The 15833-nt window shown below is 40.3% G+C and carries 12 protein-coding genes, 1 pseudogene and 1 riboswitch (1 of these 14 only partly in view); of the genes and pseudogenes, 11 read left to right on the top strand and 2 right to left on the bottom strand.

The features are described from left to right. On the top strand, positions 1-515 hold the 3' portion of the coding sequence (locus PQ456_RS03175; protein WP_273614830.1) for a MerR family transcriptional regulator. It extends 271 nt beyond the left edge of the window; 515 of the gene's 786 nt are visible here — the last part of the coding sequence; its start codon lies beyond the left edge, outside the window; it ends in the stop codon at positions 513-515. Positions 516-598: 83 nt separating this feature from the next. Here PQ456_RS03175 and PQ456_RS03170 read toward each other — a convergent pair whose 3' ends face one another. Beyond that, the gene (locus PQ456_RS03170; RefSeq protein WP_273614829.1) at positions 599-1990 is read right to left on the bottom strand and encodes an NCS2 family permease; all 1392 of its coding nucleotides are present in this window, start codon (positions 1988-1990) and stop codon (positions 599-601) included. Positions 1991-2162: 172 nt separating this feature from the next. Beyond that, a riboswitch (purine riboswitch) is annotated at positions 2163-2261 on the bottom strand. Between the two features lie 446 nt (positions 2262-2707). Here PQ456_RS03170 and PQ456_RS03165 point away from each other — a divergent pair. The 6 genes and pseudogenes from PQ456_RS03165 (at position 2708) to PQ456_RS03140 (ending at position 9394) form a co-directional block, all read left to right on the top strand. Further along, positions 2708-3508, top strand: a complete 801-nt coding sequence (locus PQ456_RS03165) for an ABC transporter ATP-binding protein (RefSeq protein ID WP_273614828.1) — start codon at positions 2708-2710, stop codon at positions 3506-3508. A gap of 3 nt (positions 3509-3511) precedes the next feature. Further along, the gene (locus PQ456_RS03160; protein WP_273614827.1) at positions 3512-4324 is read left to right on the top strand and encodes an ABC transporter permease; all 813 of its coding nucleotides are present in this window, start codon (positions 3512-3514) and stop codon (positions 4322-4324) included. Beyond that, on the top strand, positions 4324-5223 hold the full coding sequence (locus PQ456_RS03155; RefSeq protein WP_273614826.1) for an ABC transporter permease: 900 nt from the start codon (positions 4324-4326) through the stop codon (positions 5221-5223). Before PQ456_RS03160 ends, PQ456_RS03155 begins: the two co-directional genes overlap by 1 nt. A 115-nt stretch (positions 5224-5338) precedes the next feature. Continuing rightward, a complete protein-coding gene (locus PQ456_RS03150) occupies positions 5339-6415 on the top strand; it encodes an ABC transporter substrate-binding protein (protein ID WP_273614825.1) in 1077 nt (358 codons plus the stop codon). Between the two features lie 86 nt (positions 6416-6501). Continuing rightward, positions 6502-7965 (top strand): annotated as a pseudogene (locus tag PQ456_RS03145) (CoA-acylating methylmalonate-semialdehyde dehydrogenase). A 70-nt stretch (positions 7966-8035) separates the two neighbouring features. After that, the gene (locus PQ456_RS03140; protein WP_273614824.1) at positions 8036-9394 is read left to right on the top strand and encodes an aspartate aminotransferase family protein; all 1359 of its coding nucleotides are present in this window, start codon (positions 8036-8038) and stop codon (positions 9392-9394) included. Here the strand turns inward: PQ456_RS03140 and PQ456_RS03135 are convergent. After that, on the bottom strand, positions 9369-11057 hold the full coding sequence (locus PQ456_RS03135) for a PucR family transcriptional regulator (RefSeq protein WP_273614823.1): 1689 nt from the start codon (positions 11055-11057) through the stop codon (positions 9369-9371). The two genes, PQ456_RS03140 and PQ456_RS03135, sit on opposite strands and share 26 nt — an antisense overlap. Positions 11058-11423: 366 nt before the next feature. On the opposite strand from PQ456_RS03135, the gene PQ456_RS03130 reads away from it, so the two are divergent. The 4 genes from PQ456_RS03130 to PQ456_RS03115 are packed head-to-tail and all read left to right on the top strand — an operon-like array spanning position 11424 to position 15818. Then, a complete protein-coding gene (locus PQ456_RS03130; RefSeq protein WP_273614822.1) occupies positions 11424-12815 on the top strand; it encodes an NAD(P)-dependent oxidoreductase in 1392 nt (463 codons plus the stop codon). 53 nt (positions 12816-12868) lie between these two features. After that, on the top strand, positions 12869-14161 hold the full coding sequence (gene preA, locus PQ456_RS03125; RefSeq protein WP_273614821.1) for an NAD-dependent dihydropyrimidine dehydrogenase subunit PreA: 1293 nt from the start codon (positions 12869-12871) through the stop codon (positions 14159-14161). After that, on the top strand, positions 14158-15591 hold the full coding sequence (hydA, locus tag PQ456_RS03120) for a dihydropyrimidinase (RefSeq protein ID WP_273614820.1): 1434 nt from the start codon (positions 14158-14160) through the stop codon (positions 15589-15591). Before preA ends, hydA begins: the two co-directional genes overlap by 4 nt. Then, a complete protein-coding gene (locus PQ456_RS03115; RefSeq protein ID WP_273614819.1) occupies positions 15591-15818 on the top strand; it encodes a hypothetical protein in 228 nt (75 codons plus the stop codon). Before hydA ends, PQ456_RS03115 begins: the two co-directional genes overlap by 1 nt. Positions 15819-15833: the final 15 nt, after the last annotated feature.

Below are 15833 nucleotides of genomic sequence, written 5' to 3'. Positions count from 1 at the left end.
AATCGAAAAAACAAAAGTTGACCACAGTTATTGAACAGTTGGATCATTATATAGAAAGAACAGACATTTCCAAGCTCACTCTGTTCGATGACTCTACTACTCCTTCTATAGAAGAACAATATGAGTTAGAAGCCAAATTAGTCTATGGCGATACAGAAATCTATCAAGAATTTCAAGAAAATATAGAGAAGTTATCTGACTCTGATAAAAAACAGGCATATGATCAGTTTGCTTCAAATATGGAGAGTGTTTTCCGGAATATTGCTTTATATCAAGATCGTTCTCCCTCGGATGATAAAGTTCAGCACTATATTAATCAATGGAGTCAGTATCTTGCGCAATTTATAGGGGATGATATACGTATTTTGTTATGTATAGCAGAGACTTATAGAATTGATGAGCGGTTTGTGCGTTACTTTGATACATTTGGTGAAGAAGGTTATCTGACGTTTTTGTATGAAGCTATTGTTTATTTTGTGGAAAAGAAATCAAACACCCCTATAGCAGATTCATGATCTGTTACAGGGGTGTTTGATATTTATTGATTTAATCTTTTATTAAATAAGGCACTAGAAATGATCACGGGCGTACTATTTGATTATTCTGAACCTAAAAATGCATAGCGACAGATCACCAAAATAGCTAATAACCACATCAACCAGTGTACTTTTACTTTGCGCGGAGAAGCGATATTGCTAAAGAATCCTAAAACAACGAACGCAATAATACCTGCTGAAATCCCGTTCGCAATACCATTTGTAAATGGCATAAAGATAATTGTTAAAAACGCAGGGAATGCTTGCATAAAGTCGTCCCATTCGATCTTGCTTACCTGACTCATCATCAGTACACCAACAATAACTAGTGCTGGAGCTGTTGCCGCAGAAGGAACAACCAATGCTAAAGGAGCAATAAACAATGCACATAAGAACAATACGCCTGTTGTGATTGCTGTCAAACCTGTACGTCCACCTTCAGCTACACCTGCTGTACTTTCTACATAAGAAGTAATCGTACTTGTACCTAGAACAGCACCAGCACTTACCCCTACTGCATCTACCAACATTGCTTTGCTAATTTTCTTTTCGCCTTCTTCTTTGTTTTTGAACAATCCTGCACGTTCGGCTGTACCAACAAGTGTACCGAATGTATCGAATAGTTCTACAAACGTAAAGATAAAGATAATTTCGAATAATCCGATACCGATTGCGCCTTTGATATCTAATTGCCCTACAGCTAGATTATCAAAAGAAGGAATCCAATGTGCAGTCGACAAGCTACTTAGATCGGTAACACCCATTGGAATACCAATTAAAGTGACAACGATAATACCGATCAATAATCCACCTTTAACCCGTAATACCATTAATATTCCGATTACGAATAACCCGATAATAGCCAGTAGTGTATCCGGGCTATGCATGAAATCTCCTAATGCTAATTGGAAATCAGAACCTTTGACTGTCACAGGCGCTGCTAATTGCGCAACATCTGTAACGCCTTTAACTGTAGCTGATACTGAAACCACATTTCCTAACTTCAGACCAATAATAGTGACAAACAATCCGATACCTACAGTGATCGCAAATTTGATCGATTGTGGTACAGCGACCAGTAGTAACTGACGAACTTTGGTAATGGTTAAAATAATAAAGATAATCCCCGAAAGAAACACTGCACCTAAAGCAGCCTGCCATGTAATCATTCCGTTGGAGCTAAGTACAACTGTCATAAAGTAAGCATTCAAACCCATACCTGGTGCAAGCGCTACAGGAATATTTGCAAATAAGCCCATTAAAATAGTTACTAATCCAGCACCTACAGCTGTAGCAAAAAATACGCCTTCTGCTGGTATGCCTGCTCCACCCGGTCCCAAGAACAAGTTATTGACGAACAGAATGTATGCCATTGTGATGAAGGTTGTTAACCCTGCCACCATCTCTGTTTTTACACTCGTGCCGTGTTCCTTCAACTTAAAGAAACGTTCCATTATTGCTATCTTCCTCCTCTTGGAAATGAATAGAGAAAACGACAAGAGACCCCGATGGACGAGCTGTTCATCGGGGTCTCTAAAAATCAGAATAAAAGCGCATGATGTTACCTTTAAAACTATCTATTCTATACCTATATCGATATTAGACTAGATGCCAAAGAAAACCCATACTGCCATTTCTTCATTCCGTAGAGAGATCATTCCGGTGATCCGTAGAGACTCCTGAGCCTATTCTCAGGATTATACGAAGTGCTTTTCAATTGTCGCAAAACTCTGTTCGCTGTCTTTGATACGTGTTGTTATTTTCATATCAAACAGCTTTACTTGTTACATTCTAGGACAGGATTATATTGTTGTCAATCAAAAAGCGAATGTTAATAATACACCTATACATAATCGTTCGTTAATATATCAATTTTATGCACAATATTGATACCGCTTTCCTTTTTTATTGTCAAAAAATGATAGATTTCTTCTGATTTTAGCGTTTACAGCGATGATCTGGACAAAGTGACTTAATTTTGTGATAGCAATCTTACTTTTTGTCTAGTGCTACAAATTCATATTATGTTTAATATGTTAGTTAATCGAACATAGAGTTATATTATCTAACATATTATATTGATTTCATTCGAGATATTGATTATGATGTGACTTATTTAGTTAGATTAAGCATCATCATATGTTTTATGAATCTGTAAAGGGGGAAACCAGATGTCTTTGACTGCTTCGACTGTTACGCATCAAACACACATACCTGAGATTCAGCTAAACAATATTGAAATGCGTTACTCTACAGATACCGCAGATGTACTGGCTCTTCATCAAGTTAGTCTGGATATTGCCAAAGGAGAATTTGTTTCTCTATTAGGGCCTTCTGGTTGTGGCAAAACTACACTACTACGGCTTATGGCTGATCTGATCCAGCCTACTAATGGCACTATTCATGTAGCAGGTAAAACCGCTAAAGAAGCACGATTATCGCAAAAGTATGGCATCGTTTTTCAAAGTCCTGTGTTATACGACTGGCGCAAAGTAAAACAGAATGTCGCTTTGCCACTGGAATTAACAGGCGTTAGTAAAAGTGAACGTGAACGCAAAGCGCTCGAATTATTGGAATTGGTAGGATTAGAAAAATTTGCAGATCAATATCCCTGGCAACTCAGTGGTGGGATGCAGCAACGAGTAGCGATTGCTAGAGCTCTTGCTATGGAGCCTGAGATTCTACTGATGGATGAACCGTTCTCCGCATTGGATGAATTTTCAAGAGAACGATTAAATGAAGAATTATTATCGGTATGGAATAAAATTCAGAATACGATTGTATTTGTCACTCACAGTATTCCAGAATCGATTTTTTTGTCAGACCGGGTATTTGTATTATCTCCGCATCCTGGACGGTTATCTGCTGTGGTGGAGATTCCTTTACCAAGACCACGTACACAGGAAATGCGTAATAGCCCGGAATTTTTTGAATTGATTGCGCAGATTCGCGATAGCTTTGAAGGGGTGTGACGTATGAAAGGAAATAGCCTTTTTTTACGCAATCGCCTTTTGCCTGCTGTTGTGTGGATCGCTGTTGTTCTGGTGATCTGGGAGCTTGCATCATGGGCCATTTTAAATATAGGTCATCTTCCTTTGGCTCAATCGAAGCTTCCTTATCTTCATAAAGTACTGGCAACCAGTATTCAATACAGTGGCACATTAATACAAGAAGGAAGTGCAACCTTCGGAAATGCTGGAATTGGATTTCTACTCGGTGCATTAGCAGGGGTGATACTCGCTATATTAATGAGTGTCTCCACCTGGATCGAAAAATTAACTTTTCCTTATGCGATAGCTTCACAAATGATTCCGGTTCTTGGTCTGGCTCCTATTATTTATGGAATTGTACGGGATGAATATATCTCACGCATTATTATCTCGGGATATATTACTTTTTTTCCAGTAGCGCTAAATATGTTACGCGGATTGCGTAGTGTAGAACCTTCAGCGCTGGAATTGATGTATTCCTATGCGGCAAAGCCTTGGAGTATTTATTGGAAGCTACGCTTACCGGCTGCTATCCCTGGACTATTTAGCGGATTAAAAATCGCGGCTCCTCTAGCTGTAACCGGTGCTATTCTCGTTGAACTGATGGGAGCGCAACATGGGATAGGCGTGATTATGCTTCGTAATCTCTATTATGGTCCTTCTCATGTGTATATGTTCTGGTCGACTGTCTTTGTCGGGGCATTGCTTGGCATACTCAGCTATTGGTTGATTAGCTTGATCGAACGTATCGTATCACCGTGGCAGCCGGAATTTCGCTCGAAAGGAGGCCGCTCTTAATGGAAAAACCATCATTACAAAACAAAAAATTAACAGCTACATATCTATCTGATACTTCTTCTACAACACTGGATTCTTTTCAATCACAACCCGCAGATCAACCTTTGCATACACGAAATAGTTCCAAAAAATCATTTTTAGGTGGTGGAAAAGTATGGCTTCCTCTTTGTTTAGGTATTTTATTCGTGCTGTTATGGCAAATCGAGGTTTTTCACAAGATATTTGATCTTAAAAAATATCAACTTCCTCTTCCGTCTGCGATTGCATCCTCTATACAAGAAAATTGGAGTCTATTGCTATCCTATACAGGATATACATTGGCTGAGGCTGTTTTGGGGATGATCATAGGTTCTTTATTTGGATTTGTGATTGCTCTTATCGCTACGGCTTCTCCACGTTGGGGTGCAGGAAGTCTAACACTCGTAGCCGCTCTCAATGCTGTGCCTATTGTAGCGCTCGCCCCTATTATGAATTTGTGGTTTGGTGACGGTATCGGTTCTCGAATCGCTATCGTCACTGCAACAACGATGGCTGCCATGGCTCTTAATGCTTACAAAGGAATGTCATCTGTGAATCCGTTAGCGCTTGATCTGATGTATTCTTATGCAGCCAATAAAGCAAAAGTATTTCGTTATTTGCGTATCCAAAACAGCTTACCTTATGTATTCACTGCTCTCAAAATCAATGCTACTGCCAGTATGATTGGAGCGATTGTCGGTGAATTTTTCTTCTCTTCGCAAGGACTCGGTTATCTCCTCTCTAACTCGATTAAAATTGCCAAAATGCCTTTGGGCTGGTCATGTATCGTACTTGCTGCTATTGCAGGCATTATATTTTATATGATCGTAGAACGATTAGAAAAAGTATGTATTCGCTGGCATCCTTCTCAGCGTACCTGATAGTGAACTGGAATATTCAAATTGACCTAACAAGCATATATGCGTATAGCATCCATCGGTTTGACTTTGATAACCATCTATTCAGGATAGATTAACGATTCAGGGGGAATGAAAGATGAAAATAAAACCACAAAAAATTCAAGCAAGTCTTGTGATTATGTTGGTGATTGTGATCACTGTACTGGCTGGATGCGGTGGAATGAAAAGTACTTCAACAGATGCTGGTGCAACGGCAAGTACAGGAGAAACGACTTCCACTGAACCTGTAACAGTGAAATTACAGTTAAAATGGGTGCCACAAGCACAATTTGCCGGTTATTTTGTTGCAAAAGACAAAGGCTACTATGAGCAAGAAGGTCTGAATGTTGAAATTCTTCCAGGTGGACCGGATATTGTTCCTGAACAACAAGTTGCCGGAGGCTCCGCAGATATCGGAGTAGATTGGGTAGGCAGTCTGCTGACCAGTCAGGAACAAGAAATGCCACTTATCCAAATTGCTCAGATTTTCCAAAAGAGTGGTCTGGTGCTTGTATCTAAAAAAACTGCTGGCATTAACACTCCTGCTGATCTAAAAGGTAAAAAAGTAGGCAACTGGATGGGTGGAAATGAATTTGAATTATTAGCTTTATTCGATAAATATGGACTTGATCCGAATAAAGATGTGAGCTTTACGAAACAAGGATTTACAATGGATCAATTTCTAGGCGGTGAACTGGATGCCGCTTCTGCTATGACTTATAACGAGTATCAAATCTTGTTGGAGTCCGGTCTCAAAGATAGTGATCTCAATGTGATTGATATGAACAATGAAGGTGTGGCGATGTTGGAAGATAACCTTTTTGCCAATAAAGAGTGGTTAGATGCTAACAAAGAAACAGCCGCCAAATTTGTTCGTGCTTCGCTAAAAGGCTGGAAAGATGCTATCGCCGATCCTGAAGCCGCTGTCGATAGTGTGATGAAGCAAGCCGAGTCAGGCAGTACTACCAAAGAGCATCAACTTAAAATGATGCAAGAAGTCGCTAAATTAATCCAACCGCAGGGAATGGATGAAGCCAAAATGGGTTACACTGACGAAAAAATGTTCCAGCAGACAGCTGATATTGCTTTGAAATTTGGAGTGATTAAAGAAGCCGCCAATGTACAAGAAGCATATACAAATGAAATTGTAGATATGGCTAACAAAACACAGTAGTATTCTGCTCCTCTATCACCTATAGCACTATTGCTCTTATCTATTACTACTATCTTATGTTCTCGATTTGAAAGGAGTTCTTAGAGATGTCTGTAATCAACAAGACGATACAGAAAGTACCTAACTATATTGGTGGACAGTGGGTAGAATCTACCACTACCGAGTGGGATGAAGTATACAATCCTGCGACAGGTGAACTTATCGCTTATGTTCCGTTATCCAGTAGTGAAGAAGTAGATCATGCTGTTCACGTGGCTCAAACTGCGTATCAAAGTTGGAAAAAAATCGCTGTGCCTAAGCGAGCCCGTTACTTTTTCGATTATCAGCAGTTGCTTGTGAAGCATTGGGATGAACTGGCGGCATTGATCACACTTGAAAATGGAAAAAGTCTGGAAGAAGCATATGGTGAAGTATAACGCGGCATTGAATGTGTAGAATTTGCCGCTGGTGTCCCTACTCTGATGATGGGTAGTCAGTTGCCTGATATTGCGACAGGGATTGAGTCTGGTATGTATCGTTATCCTATTGGTGTTATTGGCGGGATTGCTCCTTTTAACTTTCCAATGATGGTTCCTTGCTGGATGTTTCCTTTGGCTATTGCTTGTGGTAACACATTTGTACTCAAACCTTCTGAACGAACGCCATTATTGGTTAATCGTTTAGCAGAATTATTTGCTGAAGCTGGATTCCCATCAGCTGTCCTTAATATTGTGCACGGTGCTCATGATGTGGTGAATACATTGCTAGCTCATGAAGAGGTCAAAGCGATTTCTTTTGTCGGCTCACAGCCTGTTGCTGAATATGTATACAAAACAGGAACATCGCATGGCAAACGAGTGCAGGCTTTAGCAGGAGCTAAAAATCATTCGATCGTATTACCGGATGCTGATCTGGATCATGCAGTCAAAAATATTATTGCAGCGGCTTTCGGCTCGGCAGGTGAACGTTGTATGGCTTGTGCTGTAGTCGTTGTACATGAACAAATTGCCGATGAATTGGTGGAGCGATTACGTATTGCTGCTAACGAAATCACGATAGGAAACGGTACAGATGAAGGTGTATTTCTAGGGCCTGTGATTCGTCCTGCTCATAAAGAACGTACGATTGCTTATATCGAATCTGGAGAACAGCAACAAGCTACATTAGTACGTGATGGACGACAAGATCAGGCTGTGAATGAGCAAGGTTATTTTATCGGCCCTACTATCTTCGATCATGTGACGACGGATATGAAAATCTGGCAAGATGAGATTTTTGCACCTGTATTATCTATTGTACGAGCTAAAGATGTAAGTGAAGCGATAAAGATCACCAATACTTCTTCATTCGCTAACGGTGCTTGTATTTATACAGATAGCGCCAAAGCAATTCGTGAATTTCGTGAAGAAATTGATGCTGGTATGTTAGGTGTAAATCTGGGAGTTCCTGCTCCGATGGCTTTTTTTCCTTTTTCCGGCTATAAAAAGTCATTCTATGGTGATCTGCATGCTAATGGACGGGACGGTGTTGAATTTTATACTCGCAAAAAAATGGTAACTGCTCGCTATTAAATCGATCTTTCCAAACTCACTATACACATCTAGATATTCAATTATGAAATAACCGGGAGGAGAAATCATCATGCTCGAATTAGGAACAGACTACGAATCAGCTATTAAAAAAGATCAACAATATCTGTGGCATAATATTACTCCTTATAATGAAGCCGCTCCACCGATGATTGCGGCTACAGGTAGTGGATCATGGGTGACCGATACTAATGGTCAACGTTATATGGATGGCATGTCTGGGCTATGGTGTGTGAATGTTGGATACGGACGCAAAGAATTAGCAGAAGCCGCTTATGAACAATTGTTACAACTTCCTTATTTCCCATTAACACAAAGTCATATGCCTGCGATTGCTTTAGCGGAAAAGTTAAATAGCTGGCTTGGTGATGATTATGTGATCTTCTTTTCAAATAGTGGTTCTGAAGCGAATGAAGCCGCCTTCAAAATTGCCCGTCAATATCAACAACAGATTGGTCAACATTATCGGCACAAATTTATATCACGTTATCGCGGGTATCATGGAAGTTCTATGGGGGCACTTGCGGCTACAGGACAAGCTCAGCGCAAGTATAAATATGAACCGTTGAGCGGTGGATTTCTTCATGTGGCTCCACCGGATAGTTATCGCCGTCCAGCAGGGCAAACGATCGAAGAATTCAATCTACAGTGTGCCCAAGCGATCGAAGATATGATCATCTGGGAAGGTGTCGAGACGATTGCAGCTGTTATTATGGAACCTGTGATTACAGGTGGCGGTATTATTATTCCTCATCAAGTATATATGGATCGTGTACAAGAAATCTGTCGCACTCATGGTGTATTGCTGATTATGGATGAAGTAATCTGTGGATTTGGACGTTCTGGTCAAAAGTTCGGTCATCATAATTTTGGAGTGAAACCTGATATTGTGACGATGGCTAAAGGATTAACGAGTGGTTATCTTCCTCTCTCTGCTACTGCTGTACGCAAAGATATCTATGAAGCATTCAAAGATAAAACCGATGATTATGGACATTTCCGCCATGTGAATACATTTGGTGGTAATCCAGCGGCATGCGCCTTAGCACTACGTAATCTAGAAGTGATCGAACAAGAAAATCTAATTGAACGTGCTCGTCTGTTAGGGCAACGTCTCAATACAGCTATGATGGAGATTGTCGATCATCCTCTGATTGGTGATATTCGTAGCTTCGGTCTGGTGACAGGTGTAGAACTGGTCGAAGATAAAACCAGCAAAAAACCAGCTTCCCTGGATATCGTAAAATCCATTATTGCCGGTTGTAAAGGTAAAGGATTGATTATCGGCAAAAATGGCGATACGGTCGCTGGCTACAATAATGTACTTACATTTGCACCTCCACTATCTTCAACCGACGAAGACTTGGAGTTCTTGATTGCTACGTTCAAACATGTGATGAGTGAGCATTAGGTAACGACATTTTTTCAGGATACAGAAATTGATACGCACGCAAAGCTACTTGAATCGATATGCGATTTTCAGGTGACATATAATCTTCACCTAACAATTCTGTAATTTTGTCCAACCGATAGTATAACGATTGACGAACAATAAATAATTTCTGAGCAGCAATCTGTTTGGAACCGTCATGATCAAGATACACTCGTAGTGTAAGCAGTAACTCACTGCCTTTGGTCTGATCGTGATCGATTAAAGGCCCTAGATAGTTGCGAATAAATGTCTGTAGTGTTTTGCCATCGTTAAGACTAAGCAGTAATTGAAAAACACCTAATTCTTCATAAAATAGCAACGTACTCTCAGAGCAATTATAAAGGGACAATGCCTGTACTGCTTCCTGATAACTGGCTGAAGCATTTTTCAAATGATGCCCTGCTTTACTAACACCGATAATTAATTTCAAATGCTTGAGCTTATCATCGGAATGAATCTGTTGGAGCGATTGTAATGCCTGTTGAAGTCTTGGCTTCGCAGGCATTTTGGCTTGTCTATCCAGCGCTATAACTGTCAGGCGATTATTTTTGAGCGTGATTAACGGATGGAACAGATACTTTTCAAAAATTGAACGCAATACCAGCGAAAGATGGAATGTGATCGATTCCCACTCATTTTCTGAACTGTTCCATTTTACATCTTGAGGATTTTCGATCTCGATCAGACAGACACGATAAGGCAATTCGTTCATCATATTAAAATCAGGCCCGATCAGACTTTTGAGTCGATTCTCGTCTTCGATACGTCCGTAGATCAATTCCTCGACCCATAAATTTTCCGAAAATAATTTGCGTTCTTCCATATAACGGGTACGCAACAATTCTTGAGCGATTGAAAGAGAAGCTGAATCTAGCAATAAACACTCATATTCTTGCGGTTTGTGCGGACAGATCAACATAATATATGCCCATGTCTGATCCAAAGCACCTACAGGTTTTAATACAATACTTTGCTGTTCATATTCGCGAAAATAGGGCGCAGTATCATGCTGTACACCATCCATACTTTCATTAAACTCTGCGAAAAATTGTAATAACGGGCGTTGTTTATCAGGAGACAATGCTGGAAAAAAAGAAGGTTTGCCTTGCAACTGTAAATAAACTACTTGATGATGGGTGCTTTGATGAAGTAGTTGTAACACTTTATGAGTACCTTGCGAAGTTAATGTTAGTCGATTGAATTCACGCGAAATACGTTCTAACTTTTGAAGCATCCGGTGATGATGATTAATAATTAAGGAATGGAGATCCAATGTAATATCTACAAAGCGTACCGTTTCTTTAAAAATGATCAATGGAAAATCGTACCGATCAGCAAGCTCAATCATTTCAACCGGAATCGTTTGAAAAAAGTCGCCTAATTCAATACAAAGACAGGCTGCTTTTTTCTGAATTAAATTGTCCATAAATTCAAGCGCTGTTGTCAGTTGACTATGGAATTGTATCCCTGTTGTCAAAATCATTTCTTCGCCATGAATTAAACTTTCAAAATTGGAACTTTCCAGAATATGCACCCAGCGAACAGAATTGGAAATTCCTCGACTTCCACCGATCACTTCTGCTTGAGCAAATAAAGGTCTTGTCATCGCATCTTCGATTGTAAACATACGGTTACTATCCATATTTCCCCCACCTTTCTGTAAGCAACGAATAGATTAAACTCTGCTAAAGTAACGTTCAACCGGACCTGTCTCTGCGCTACTTCTAGCTTTGTTGCTCTATTCCAATCATTTCAAAACAGTCGTCAAAAATTAACTTTCGAAATTAGACACTCTGTCTAGTGTAAAAAAAAGACACATTGACTATAGTTTTAATATATAAATGTCAGAATACATAACTTATATAGATATAAATTATACTATATTTATGATTTTGATGTTATTTATAAATATTTTCAACAAAAAATTCTAAAATATATCGAAAAACTATTAAAATGTGTTACATTATTTAACATCATAAACATAAAGAATTCTAAGGAGGTTTAACCGATGGAACATTCTTCTACATTTACTTCATTTTCACCAGATATGTTTATGCGCAACTTTGCTGAAGCAGAGCCTGGTCTAACCCATAAGGGAGCTATAGAAGAATCGAATCGCTGTCTATACTGTTATGATGCCCCCTGTATAACAGCTTGTCCTACCGGAATCAATATCCCTTCTTTTATTAAACGAATCGCTACCGACAACCTAAAAGGTGCTGCCTATACGATTATGGATGCTAATCCTGTTGGAGCCAGTTGTGCACGTGTCTGTCCAACAGAAGAACTATGTGAAGGCGCCTGTGTACTCAATGAAAGTTCAAAACCAATAGATATCGGTAGATTACAACGGTATGCCACCGATTGGGCTATCGAAAAAGATGCTCAATTATTCGAAGCAGGTATATCAAATGAAAAGAAAGTGGCTGTCATTGGTGGAGGCCCTGCTGGATTAGCTGCTGCTCGTGAATTAGCACGCGAAGGATTCCAGGTGGTGATCTACGAATCCAAACCACTTGCAGGCGGACTGGATACACATGGTATTGTGTCATTCCGTTTACCTCAGTCCATCTCTCTCTGGGAAGTGCAACAAGTTCAACAATTAGGCGTCGATATTCGTACTAATATGAAAGTAGGCGTGGATATCACTTCTGAACAACTGCTGGCTGAATATGATGCTGTCGTATTAGCTGCCGGAATGGGATATGTCCCTCCTATTCGTATAGAAGGTGAACAGCTAGAAGGTGTCTATGATGCGATTCAACTGGTTGAACAGACCAAAACAGGTCAACCTAATATCAATCTGCTCGGCAAAAAAGTAGCTGTGATCGGCGCAGGAAATACTGCAATTGATGGAGCTACCTGTTCTGTACGCTTGGGTGCTGCCAATGTCAAAATGGTCTATCGTCGTACACGTGAAGAAATGACTGCTTATGATTTTGAGTATGAATTTGCTAAACAAGAAGGCGTAGAATTCAACTGGTTAACTTTACCGAAACGAATTATCGGTGATGCTACAGGTAAAGTCACCCATCTAGAATGTGTACAAATGAAATTAACAGGTGAAATCGGTAAAGATGGACGATTAGTACCAATGCCTGTCGAAGGTTCTGAATTCTTAATGCCTGTAGATGCTGTTGTGACAGCGATTGGACAAGAACGTCGTACAGATCTTATCGAACATTTCGGACTGGAACATTCATGGGGGGTTGTCAAAATAGATACTTCTACTCATCGTACTTCCAATCCTAAAGTATATGCGGCTGGCGATATTATATTCGGAGCAGGTCAAGGTGAAGCGATGGTTGTATCAGCAGCACAACAAGGCAAATTAGCCGCTTATGCTATTAGCAAACATTTGCTTCCACAACAAGATCATTCCCTAAGTTCGATCGTATAAGGTGTTCTCTTTTATGGTATAGATGAAATGATATTTATAGGAGGTTGTTAATTATGGCAGATTTGAGTATTGATCTTGCAGGTATACGTTCCCCTAACCCGTTCTGGCTCGCTTCTGCGCCACCTACCAATACAGGGTATCAAGTACAACGTGCTTTTGAAGCAGGTTGGGGCGGAGCTGTCTGGAAAACGCTGGGTGATCCGATTATTAATACATCTGCCCGATTTGCAGCCGTTAATTTCAATGGACAACGAGTGGCTGGATTTAACAATATTGAATTAATCTCTGATCGTCCGTTGGATGTGAATCTCAAAGAAATCTATGAAACGAAAAAGCGATTCCCCAATCATGCAGTCATTGCTTCACTTATGGTGGAGCCAACACAATACAAATGGCATGAAATTGTAAAGCGAGTCGAAGATGTAGGTGTGGATGGACTAGAACTTAACTTTGGTTGTCCGCACGGGATGGCTGAACGTGGCATGGGAGCCGCTTCCGGTCAACAACCTGATCTTGTGCAAGCACAGACCACATGGGCTAAAGAAGTAGCAACTACACCTGTGATTGTAAAATTAACACCAAATATCACAGACATTACTGTAGTTGCCCGTCATGCTGTTAAAGGCGGAGCGGACGCGATTAGTCTTATCAATACGATTAATAGTCTAGCCGGTGTTGATATCCATAGCTGGAATACGATTCCTCATGTAGGAGGCAAAGGTGCACATGGCGGATATTGCGGGCCAGCAGTAAAGCCGATTGCGCTTAATATGTTAGCTGAATGTGCGCGTGATATCAATGTAGGCGTACCGATATCCGGTATAGGTGGTATCTCCACATGGCAAGATGTGGTTGAATTTATGTTAATGGGCGCTACAGGGATTCAAGTCTGTACCGCAGCGATGCATCATGGATTCCGTATTGTTGAAGAAATGATTGATGGTCTGAATAATTATTTAGATGATAAAGGTCTAACATCAGTTCATGAACTGATTGGTCAAAGTGTATCCCGTTACTCCAACTGGGGTGATCTGGATCTTAATTATCAGGTGGTTGCTCGTATTAATGAAGACAATTGTATTAACTGTAACAAGTGCCATATTGCTTGTGAAGACACTTCTCACCAATGTATAGATATGTTAACAAATGCCGAAGGTAAAAGTATTTTGCAAGTGCGTGAAGAAGATTGCGTAGGTTGTAATCTATGTTCGATTGTATGCCCTGTTGATGGAGCAATAGATATGATCGAAATCGAAAATGGCATGGCACCGATGAGCTGGAACGATCGTCAAAAAATGATCGGTTCACTGAATAATTCCTATACTGGAGCAGAGGTGATTGGATGAAAAAGATTATTCGAAATGGAACGATTGTCACGGCATCAGATACGTATGTCGCTGATTTATTAATCGAAAATGGGATTATTGCCAGTATAGGACTTCATGTAGAAGCTGAAGGTGCAGAAATTATTGATGCAAGTGGTTGTTATGTTTTTCCAGGAGGGATAGATCCTCATACTCATCTGGATATGCCTTTCGGTGGTACAGTAACTGCTGATGATTTTGAGACCGGCACCAAAGCAGCTGCATTCGGTGGAACGACGACAGTAATCGATTTTTGCTTAACGACCAAAGGCAATACATTGCAAAGTGCTGTAGATACATGGCATAACAAATCACGAGACAAAGCAGTAATTGATTATAGCTTCCATCTTATGGTGTCCGAGATTAACGATATCGTACTGGATGAATTACCTCAGATTATTGAAAATGAAGGTATCACTTCTTTTAAAGTATTTATGGCATACAAAAATACGTTTCAAGCTGATGACGGTACACTATTCAGAACGTTACAGACTGCTAAACGTGAAGGCGCACTGGTTATGGTACATGCTGAAAATGGCGATGTGATCGAATATCTGGTTGAACAAGCACTCGCCGCTGGACAGACTGATCCGATCTATCATGCACTGACGCGTCCTCCTGAATTGGAAGGCGAAGCGACTGGACGTGCCGCTTATCTTACCGGTCTTACCGATTCACAATTATACGTAGTCCATGTAACCTGTGCTGAAGCTGTCTACAAAATCGAAGAAGCTCGCCGTAAAGGTCTACGTGTATATGGAGAAACATGTCCGCAATATTTACTGTTGGATCAGAGCGATCTGGAGAAACCCGATTTTGAAGGTGCTAAATATGTATGGTCTCCTCCTCTACGTGAGAAATGGAATCAAGATGTTCTCTGGGATGCACTCTGGAATGGCAGTCTGCAAACGATCGGTTCTGATCAGTGTTCTTTTAATTTTAAAGGGCAAAAAGATCTGGGACTGCATGACTTCTCCAAAATTCCGAATGGCGGTCCGATGATCGAAGATCGATTCAGCGTATTGTACTCTGAAGGGGTGGCTAAGGGGCGTATCTCACTTAACAAATTTGTTGATATTATCGCTACCGCTAGTTCACGTCTATTTGGACTTTTTCCGCAAAAAGGTACACTTGCAATCGGTAGCGATGCGGATATCGTTATTTTCGATCCTACAGTGAAACGAACGATCTCTGTACAAACACATCATATGAATGTGGATTATAATGCTTTTGAAGGTATAGAAATTACAGGTGAGCCGGTATCTGTACTGAGCAGAGGCGAATTTGTTATTCGAGATAAACAATTTGTCGGTACACCGGGAGCAGGTCAATATTTGCACCGTAATCGGTTTGAAGTACCTACAGTAGAGTTATCTTCTACAGCAGAAAAAGTAAGCGGAGGAATACGATAATGTCTGCGTTCGCTGATTTTGAAAAAGAAAAGCTGGCGATCGATCAATTTCTAGATAGCGGATATGTAGTAGTTGCGATTCAGGAAAATCTGGAAGGCGCACTGGTCAAATTTAGTAAAGATCGCTCTAGTACTAAGTATGATGATCTTCATCTTATTACTGCTGATGCTCGTAAATATCTAACCACTCGCTTACTGATGAATGGACAACTCGCTCGTTCGGTATAACCTCTCCTCTTTTAC

The sequence above is a fragment of the Paenibacillus kyungheensis genome (assembly GCF_028606985.1).
Classification (GTDB): Bacteria; Bacillota; Bacilli; order Paenibacillales; family Paenibacillaceae; genus Saccharibacillus; species Saccharibacillus kyungheensis.
The sequence above is the reverse complement of the archived record's forward strand: the minus strand, read 5'-3'. Positions and strand labels throughout refer to the sequence as shown.